This is a genomic window from Wenzhouxiangella limi (assembly GCF_010499265.1).
In the GTDB taxonomy this organism is placed as follows: Bacteria; Pseudomonadota; Gammaproteobacteria; order Xanthomonadales; family Wenzhouxiangellaceae; genus Wenzhouxiangella; species Wenzhouxiangella limi.
Window position 1 is genome coordinate 1 of sequence record NZ_JAAGSC010000026.1, and the last position, 9523, is coordinate 9523.

At 60.1% G+C, this 9523-nt stretch carries 4 protein-coding genes and 2 pseudogenes; 3 read left to right on the forward strand and 3 right to left on the reverse strand.

From position 1 onward, the window contains the following. Positions 1 to 84 precede the first annotated feature (84 nt). The 3 genes from G3I74_RS01325 to G3I74_RS01335 are packed head-to-tail and all read right to left on the reverse strand — an operon-like array spanning position 85 to position 3286. Entirely contained in the window at positions 85 to 1095 is a 1011-nt protein-coding gene (locus tag G3I74_RS01325) for a tyrosine-type recombinase/integrase (RefSeq protein WP_164209419.1), read from the reverse strand. Further along, the gene (locus tag G3I74_RS01330; protein ID WP_203594447.1) at positions 1092 to 2042 is read right to left on the reverse strand and encodes a tyrosine-type recombinase/integrase; all 951 of its coding nucleotides are present in this window, start codon (positions 2040 to 2042) and stop codon (positions 1092 to 1094) included. Before G3I74_RS01330 ends, G3I74_RS01325 begins: the two co-directional genes overlap by 4 nt. Next, positions 2039 to 3286 carry a tyrosine-type recombinase/integrase gene (locus G3I74_RS01335; RefSeq protein ID WP_164209422.1) on the reverse strand — a complete coding sequence of 416 codons (1248 nt, stop codon included), beginning with the start codon at positions 3284 to 3286 and terminating at the stop codon, positions 2039 to 2041. The genes G3I74_RS01330 and G3I74_RS01335 overlap by 4 nt, the downstream gene beginning before the upstream one ends. 176 nt (positions 3287 to 3462) lie before the next feature. Here G3I74_RS01335 and G3I74_RS01340 point away from each other — a divergent pair. From G3I74_RS01340 to G3I74_RS01350, 3 genes and pseudogenes are all read left to right on the forward strand, one after another. Next, positions 3463 to 3663 (forward strand): annotated as a pseudogene (locus tag G3I74_RS01340) (transposase domain-containing protein); the annotation flags it as partial. A gap of 119 nt (positions 3664 to 3782) precedes the next feature. Beyond that, complete coding sequence (locus G3I74_RS01345) at positions 3783 to 4943, forward strand: transposase (RefSeq protein WP_164209425.1); 1161 nt, start codon at positions 3783 to 3785, stop codon at positions 4941 to 4943. Between the two features lie 378 nt (positions 4944 to 5321). Beyond that, a pseudogene (locus tag G3I74_RS01350) lies at positions 5322 to 9523 on the forward strand (DUF11 domain-containing protein); the annotation flags it as partial.

Sequence of the window (9523 nt, forward strand, 5' to 3'; positions counted from 1 at the left end):
AATTATGCGCAGTGCCCGGTTATGCGAAGTACCGGATCCCGACTACCTCATAGCTCGATGAACAGGCGATTCCACTTGACATAATCACAGCGCCCGAAGGAAGCCAATAAGGCTGTCTGGCGGCCGGTACCGATACGATGGGTGTTCCGGTGCCTCAAGCCGCGCGAGCGCCCTCTCCTTCATGGCGAGATCGGCCTCGACGTAGTGGTGGGTTGTCGCAGGGCTCTCGTGGCCGAGCCAGAGCGCGATAACACTGATGTCCACGCCGGACTGCAGCAAGTGCATCGCTGTCGTGTGCCGGATCGTGTGCGGAGAAATAGTGAGCATCGCAAGTTCCGGGCGGCGCTCAGTTGCGTGCTTCACCGCGATGGCGAGTCGCTGCGCGGCGTTCGCTCGCGTCATAAAGGCGCCCTGACGGGTCGGCAGTAGCGGCCCTTCGCCGGTTGGCGCGCCCTCGAGCGCTAGCCAGGCACGTACGCGCTTCGCGGTATTCTTCCACAATGGCACTGTACGCCGTTTGCGTCCCTTACCGAGTAAGCGTACGCACGCCCCGTCATCAGTGACAATGTCGTCGACGCGTATCGAGACCAGTTCGGAGACTCGCGCGCCGGAGTTGTACAACAGATGCAACAGCAGACGGTCCCGCGTCGCGAGCCAGTCCTTACCGGGCAGATCCAGCACGGCGAACATCTGTTCGCGGGAGAGGAAGCCGACGATCGGGCGCTCGAAGCGCTTCATTGGGACCGACAGTGCCGCTGTCATCGTCGCCAGGTTTGCCACATCGCGATGTGTAGCGAACTGCAGAAACGAGCGGATCGCGGCAAGCCGAGCGTTTCTCGTGCGCACCGCGTTGCCGCGGCGCGTCTCCAAATCGTCCAGAAAGCTCAAGATCAAAGTCTCATCAATATCGGCGAGCGCGAGTGAGGCTGGTGCCTTGCCGAGCGTGCGCTCGGCATGCTCCAGCAGCAAGGTGAACGCGTCGCGGTACGTCGTAACGGTGCGCGGGCTGACTGCGCGCTGGTCGATGAGGTAGCTGGTGAAGAACGTCTGTACTAGCGCCTGGAACGTGGGGCCGGGGGGAATGACAGTGCTCATGAGCGCTGCTCCGCATCACGGGTGAACGCCTCGAACGCGCGCCCTGCGGTCGCCATGAGTTCCGGTACGCCGGTCAGGTACCAGTATGTGTCGCTGATCTTCGCGTGGCCGAGGTAGGTGCACAGCCACAACATGCCCTGGTCGACCGGCAAATTTTCCTCATGCCAACGCAATAGCCGGTGCACGGCAAACGTATGGCGTAGATCGTGGAGGCGGGGCTGGGCATAGTCTCCTCGTGCGCGCCAACCGAGAGAGCGCCGAAGGTTGACGAAGACAGCGGCGAGTGTGCTGGCGTTCACCGCCATGCCGTCACGGCCGACGAAGAACGACCGTTCCGGCGCAAGGGGCCACTGCTGATCACGTTCTCGCCGATAAGCTAACAGCGCCGCGGCCGTGCTCGGATGAAGTGGTATCTGACGATGTTTGCGGAACTTCGTCAGTCGGATTGTTAGCCGTCTGCCATCGGGATCGATGTCTGTGTCGCGTAAGTTCAGCGCCTCTGAGCGTCGCATGCCAGTGGCCGCGAGAAGGCCGAGCAGCGTTGCGTAGGTCGCCGGGCGCAGCGCGTCCGACGGCTTCAATCGGGCAGCGGCACGTACCAGCGCGTCGATCTCATCGGTTGTGTAGATGTGCGGTGTCAGCCGCCCGCGCTTCGGTCCGAGGAGGCACGGATCGACTTCAACAGAATCGGGTTCGAACTGCCGGTAATAGCGCACAAACGGGCGCAATGTCTCGAGACGTCGTGTTCCCGTGCCGGCGGTCGTCCGCAGAACATGCAGCCGCGCCCAAGTGATCTGGAGCTCAGCGTCGAGAGGCCCCGCGTGGTTGCGCTGGTCTGCGTAGCGTGCGAAGCGGCGCAACTCGCTGTCGTGCATCCGATAGCCGAGGCGTTGCCGCTCAGACAGATAGTCCTCTACCGCGCGCCCGACGGCGCCAGCCGCGATCACGTGCCGCTCCCAGGCCAGGGCATCGCCACAGCATCAAGCCGCCCTGAATCGACTTTGGCATAGATCTGCGTCGTGTCGAGGTGTCGATGCCGTAGGAGGTCTGCGACTTCCTTGAGTGTGCCACCACCAGCGAGCACACGAGCTGCCAGGCTATGGCGGAGGATGTGTATGCGTGTGTAGGGCAGCCCGCAGCGCGTGTATGCCGCGAGGAGAGTGCTCTTGACGACCCCTGGCAGCAGCGGTTTCTCCACGGGTGCAACATGGCGTACAAACACCTTCCGACTCTTGCACGACGGCCGTTCGTGTCGGAGGTAGTTCATCACCGCCTCGCCCACAGGAACTGGCATGGGCAACCTATCGACACGCCGGGACTTGCAGTGACGAAGGCGGATCGTGCCGATGTCCCAGTCCAGATCTTCGAGCTCGAGAGCGACCACTTCGGCCGATCGCAGGCCGAGCCTGGCAACACATTGTGCGATGGCTAGGCCGCGACGCCACGACGGCAACGAGGGGCCGAACGATGTGAGAACGCTCTCGACCTCGTCGGCGGAAAGTGTCTCCGGCAAGGCGGATAACCGCCACTGCGCGGGGGATACGATTACCGGAAGTAGTGCGACAACATCGTCCCCAAGCAATCCGCGGTAGCGCAGGTAGCTACGCAGCGCGCCAGTCAATGTGCCCAGGCTCGCAGGCGACCATCGATCAGCGCGCTCGGCCACGAACCGACGCAGTCGGCTCGCCTCTTGCCATGCCGAACTGCCACCTGTACCGGCTGTGAGCTGGAGCAAGTCCCGGATTATCTTCCGACGATGCAATCGTGTGCTGGCGGCCAAGCCTCGACGATCACGCAGGAAGGCGTCGTAGCGCTCAAGTTCGCGCTCTACCGCATTGGGATCTGCCTCAACAAAGGTGATACCTGCAGCCGCCAATGCCGGCTGTAGCTGACGCAGCGCCGCCCGAACCTGCGCTCGACTGCGCTGTACGGGGCGTGGGCAGTCACAACAAGGAAGGTGCTCGTCGATAAAGCGAGCAATAGTCGAGCAAGACAGGGTCTCGCACGTGACCCCCAGGTCGCTCGCCCACCTGGCGAAGTGCGTGAGGCAGAGGATGTACGCGCGCGACGTGCTGGTGGCATAGCCGCGTTCGTCAAGCCACTTTCTATAAGGTGCCTCGCATCCGGCAAGCGGGCCGTTTCGCAGCGATCGGGTCAGATCCGGGCGGAGAGGCGTGATGGAGCGGTTCATAAGCTGTCCTGTCGTTGAGGGTGACAGAGCAGTAGGCCTGCACGCTTATGTAAAGTCGAGAACGGGAACGATGGCGTTGCGAGTAGGCAGGCTGCCGCCGGCGAGCCGATGATCGCCGTGGACTTCGCATAACCGGGCACTGCGCATAATTTCTGTTATGCAAAGGTTGGCATAATCGCAAAAACTGGCTGTTCTCCCAAACCCAGGCCGGTGCCCGTGCCAGCGCCAACCTCTACAGCCTGATCGAAACCGCCAAGGGCCACGGGCTCGAGCCCTATGCCTACCTGCGCCGAGTTTTCAAAGAACTGCCGCTGGCTGAAACCGTCGACGATATTGACGCATTACTGCCCGGTGCGATCAAGGGTGGGGGTTCTTAGGCGCTTACCATAAGGATGCCAAAGAACGCGCCAAATGGAAAGTGCGGCTGTGCCGCTGGACCGATGCCCTGCCGCCGGTGGTTCAGCGACCGGTGCGCAAGCTTATCAGTGAAGCAACCGTGGGTATCTTGAGCAGCGGCAGTCTGCAGCAGTCACAGATTGCCCGGGCGCTGCGCGAGCCCTGTCGCCTGCATCACACCCAAAAGCGCCTGTCGCGCATGTTGGCATCCCACAGCGAGGTCACTTGGGCGGCCGAGCAGTTGCAGCTTCAAAAGCTGGGGCCGAAGGTGAACTCGGGGATGATTCTGGCGATCGATCCGGGTGATCTGAATCGGGATGGCTCGCCGAAGAGTGAACATCGCGGCTGGGTTCGGGATGGTGATCGGGGTGAGCAGGTTGGCGGCTATCCGCTGATGAGCGTGGTGGCGCGGGATGTGGAACGCGGCGTGAGCTTGCCGCTGATCACCCGTTTGCTGAGTTCGAACCGACCTGCTCACCGCAGCGAGAACACGGACATCCTGGCGGTGATGGATGAAGTGCGGCGCCATGTGCCGGCCGAGGCGTTGTGGGTGATCGACCGCGGGGGAGACCGCGGCGTGCTGTGGAACGCCTGGCTTGAGGGGGGCTATCAGATGCTCGTGCGGGCGGCCAACCTGCGCTACTGGCTGTGGCGTGGGGGTCACGGCACGGCCCAGCAGATTGCCCGCCAACTGCCCTTGCGGCACTGGGGCCGGATGCGGCCGCATGCTCAGCAGAGCGTGCGCTTTGGGATCACCCGGGTCAATCTGCGCGAGCACCCGGATACGCCGTTGTGGATGATCGTGGTGCGCCATGGCAAACGCCAACCGCTGGTGCTGGTGACCAATCGCCCGGTGCGTCGCCGGCGTCAGGGAGAGTGGATGATCCAGAACTATCTGGACCGCTGGGCTTGCGAGGAAGGCTATCGCTTCAGCAAGCAGGGCTTTGATCTGGAGCGGGTGACTGCGCGCCGGTTCACCTCGCTGCAGAACCTGGTGGCGCTGGCCAGCCTGGCCTGGGCGTTGTTGGCGGCTTACCAGGATGACGGCCAGTATTTGCTCAACCGGGCCAGGCGGCAGAAGCGAAAACCGCCGCGCTTTGTGTTCTACAGCCTATTGATGGGCTGGCAGCAACTGTTCGCTGGCGCTCGTGAGATCTTCCATGGCTGGTGGCGAAGACCACCCAAACCGCACAACGATGATCCGCCACCCATCCCGGACCTGTTCGCCGGCTCAGCAAGCCTGGTCCCGGCAGGAGGATGAAAAATGGGGAGACGCCAGTTGCGAAGAACCTTGAAATCTCGCGCTGGATTTGCTAGGTTTTCTCCTGTGGCGTTTTAGGGTGTGCTGAACATCATGTTTTTTCGCATGACCCTTTTCAGGCATGGTTTCCGCTCTTGAGGGAATAAGGGCGCTTCGCGTTGGAAGAGCCTGCCTGACAGCAACAGTTCGTACAGGGGGACGCATGAAGAAAGCTCAGCCCACCCGGGTGATGATGATTTCTAACCGCTCGACTGATTTCAGAGCAGAGTCGTTCCGCTGCGCGTGCTTTGTCGGCGCGCCGGTGCAGGCAATGGCTCTGCATTTGGGCTGCTCTGGGGGCTGTCTTGACGACATGTTAATTTCAAAGAAGGTAAGGCTATGATTGCTGTGACGTTCCGCCGTCTGGTGTCTGTGATCCTGCTGCTCGGGATCTTGGCGCCCGCTTCCAGCGAGGCCCAATTGCCGCTGGCCCAACCGGATCTTGATTTGCGGGCGGCATCACCCGGGCAGGCCATACTGGCCTTGCCGGACGGCGGCGCGATCGTCTCCCACAATGGGGACTTTGTTGGCGGGGAGCCCGGTCATCCTTTTTTGTTCCGGCTGAGACCAGACGGGACCATCGATCCGGATTGGAACGTTTCGGCCAGTAGAGTTTCGGCCATGGCCCTCGTTGACGATGATCTTTATCTGGCCGGTTCCTTTTCTACCGTGAACGGTGTGAGTCGCCGGGGACTGGCAAGTGTGTCGCTGGCCACGGGAGCGGTGTCGGACTGGGATCCGAACAGTGGAAGCACCTCAGCTGACTTTATACAGCTGGAGGTAGTCGGCAACTCGGTGTATGTGGCTGGCGGTTTCAGTCAGATAGGCACTGCCGCGCGCACCGGCCTGGCAAAGATTGACCGCATCACCGGGGTTGTTGATGAGGCTTTCAACCCTGTGGTAAAGGGGCCCTTTCGCCCCATTCGTACCATGCGCAGCGATGGTTCTGCGCTGTTCATTGGCGGGCGATTTACCGAAGTAAACGGAGGGCCCCACCGCTTTGCCGCGAAGCTTTCTCTGGTTGACGGTAGCGTCAATCCGAACTGGAACCCTCAGTTCAATAGCAGTGTTGAAGCGATGGATATTGACGGCGGTTGGCTGTATGCGGTCGGTTGCTTTAGGCAGGTTGGGGGAATCAGCCGAGGGTATGTGGCCCGGGTTGCAACGGCGGGTGCCGGCGCTCTTGACGCAACATGGGATCCGAGGGCAAATGGCGGTTGCATGACATACGTGCATGTTGATGATAATTATGCATACATTAGTGGACGTGTCTTCACCCAGTTGGGTGGGGGTGATACTTCACGTATTGGTCGCGTTGCCAAAACAGGTACCGGAATGCTGGACAGCGCGTGGGATTTGAGTCTTGATTTTTATTCCTTTTCAACCCTTACACTGCAGGGTGGCGCGGTGCTGGTCAAAGGGAGTTTTAAGAACGTCAATGATGCCTACCATCCCGGGGTTGTGCGCGTGGATGGAAATAACGGTGCTGTTCTTGGTCCCGAGTTCTATATCGAAAGCAGCGGGAGGGTCGAGGAGCTAGTAGCTGCGCCGGATGGTGGTGTTTATGTGGGTGGGGATTTTCATCGGCTTGCTGGAACCGACGTGATGCGCCAGGGTTTGCTACGTCTGACACCTTCGGGCGAGCTTGACACTTCCTGGGATGTCGCGCTGACCGATGTGGGAGAAGTTAATGCTCTGGCTGCGGATGCCAATCACCTTTATATCGGTGGGTGGTTCACAACATCAGGCACATCAGCGCTCAGCCACCTAGTGAGGGTGTCTCACAACGGCGTGGTCGACAGTAGCTGGACTCCTGATCCGAGTAGTTCGGTATTGACTATGGCGCTCGATGAAACGAACAATTCGCTCTTTGTCGGAGGCTGGTTTTCTCGAATGGGCAGTGAAAGCAGGAGTCGATTGGCTGAGGTCGATTTGGCTGCGGGTAAAGTCACGGCATTTAACCCACAGCCGAATAATACCGTCGAAGCGTTGATTCTCGATGGTAATGATGTGTATGTTGGCGGGATTTTTACGCAGATCGGCGGCGAGGCACGGCAACGGCTGGCCAAGCTGAGCCGCAGCGGGGTTGTCGACCCCTCATTCGTAGCCGACGCGGACCAAGGTGTTAAAGCGCTACTTCTTGGACCCGGCAATACGCTGTATGTTGGTGGTTTTTTCAACAATATTAGCGGGCTGGCTGGGCTTGGCCTGGTGCGACTTTTCCGCAATACCGGCGCGCGGGATCCAGCGTGGGTCACGTTTCCGAACTCAGCGGTTTTAGGCCTGGACGTCGCCTCCGATGGATTTTACGTGGGCGGGGACTTTTCTCAAATCGGCGGCGTGGCCCGGTCGCGAGTCGCGCGCGTTTCGCATCAAGGTGAGGTGGCACCCTTGTTTGCGCCCGGCGGGGTCTCCTTAAGTCGAATCGAGGCGGCACTGGAGCAGGGCAGCAAAGTAACTCTTGGTGGATCGGTGAACGCCTTCGACACCACGCCCGGCCTCCGTCGCGGTCTTGCTGCGTTCCCGCTCAATGCCGCTCCGGTCGGGGCCGGGGAGCGTGACGCGCTGATTGCGCTCTACAACGCGACCGACGGCGATAACTGGGCGAACAACACAGGTTGGCTGGGTGCAGAGGGAACGGAGTGCTCCTGGTTTGGAGTGACGTGTGCAAATGGGTCGGTTACGGGAATATCGCTAAATGCCAATGGATTGGCTGGAGTAATTCCGGCCGAGCTGTCGCAGCTGACCGATCTGCAACTGCTCCGGCTTGATAGCAATCAATTGTCCGGCCCTATTCCGGCCGAGCTGTCGCAGCTGACCGATCTGCAACTGCTCCGGCTTGGTCGCAATCAATTGTCTGGCCCTATTCCGGTCGAGTTGTCACAGCTAACCAATCTTCGGGAGCTCCGGCTTGTTGGCAATCAGTTATCTGGCCCCGTTCCGGCCGAGCTTTCGCAGCTCGCCAACCTTGAATTTCTCGATCTACAGTCTAACGAGCTGTCTGGTCCAATCCCGGCTGAGCTGTCGCAGCTAACCAATCTGCGACGGCTCTGGCTTTCTAACAATCCGTTAAGTGGTCCTATTCCACCGGAATTGGCGGAGCTCGACAATCTGGGCAGCTTAAATTTGAATCGTCTTCAACTTACCGGCACAATTCCGGTCGAGCTGTCGCAGCTGACCAACCTTCGATTGCTCTATCTGTTCGGTAATCAGTTGACTGGCCCCATACCGGCCGAGCTATCGCAGCTAACCAATCTGCAAAGGCTTTGGTTGGAAGACAATCAGTTGACCGGCCCAATTCCAGCCGAACTATCGCAGCTGACCAATTTGCAATGGCTCTGGCTTTCTAACAATCAGCTAGGCGGCCCGATTCCACCTGAACTGGGCGAGCTGACCAATGCGACTCAGATCGATCTTGAGCGCAATAATTTATCGGGCCCAGTTCCGATGGAGCTGGGCAACCTGGATACAAACCTTGAGTTTCTGGGCCTGGCCCAGAACCCGAGCCTGACGGGCACGATCCCGCAGTCTCTGCTGGACCGTCAGGCCCAGGGTTTGCTTACGATCACGTTTGATGGAACGAGCGTGATTGGATGCGAAGCCCAGCGTGTCTTGCCTGAGGGCTACATACCGGGTCTGCCGCTGACCGTGACGATCCAGACCCAGCCTGAGACGGGGACGGGCTCGTATGCGATTGAAGACCAGCCGCCGTCGAGCTGGGCGGTCAGCAATGTTCAAGGCGGCGTTTTCGACAGTGGGACAGGTACGGTGAAGTTTGGGCCTTACTTTGATGCAAACAGCCGCACGCTCCAATACGACTTGACACCGCCGGCGAACGCGTCGGGCACTGGGGTGTTCTCTGGCACCTACTCCAAAGACGGCGTATCGACTGGACTGTGTGGGCCGAGCACACTGGAGCCGAGCCGCTCTGACCTGGTGGTGTCCAAGGTTGCCTCAGTGGCCACGGCTGCGCCTGGAGAGCAGTTCAGCTATACGCTCACCGTCAGCAACAATGGCCCCAATACTGCCCAAGGCGTCGTCCTCACCGATACGCTGCCTGGTGACCTGGCGTTGTTGAGCGCAAGTGCTGACTGTACTGGCCTAAGCGTTGTTGAATGTAGCGTGGGCGATCTGACGCCCGGAGCGGTTGCCAGTTTCACCCTGGAAGTTGAAGTGTCTGATACGGCACCGGCCGGTGCGATCGACAATACGGTCAGTGTGAGCGCAATAACACCAGACCCGAACCCGAGCAATGACACCTCCACAGCGACCGTTGAAATTGAAAAGCTGTCTGCCTTGAACCTGGTGATCAACCAGATTGATGCCAGCAGTTGTCCGGATATGAGCGCGCTGGTCACGGTGACCGATCAGTTTGGTCAGTCGCTCGGTGGCCTGACGGGCAGCAACTTCACTCTGGCCGAAGATGGCCAGAGTTTGCCCTTCAGCTTGAGCACAGTCAGTACCGGCAGCAGTTCCCGTTTGGCGGTCAGTATTGTCATCGACCGCAGCACCAGCCTGTCAAACGCTGACTTGATGAATAT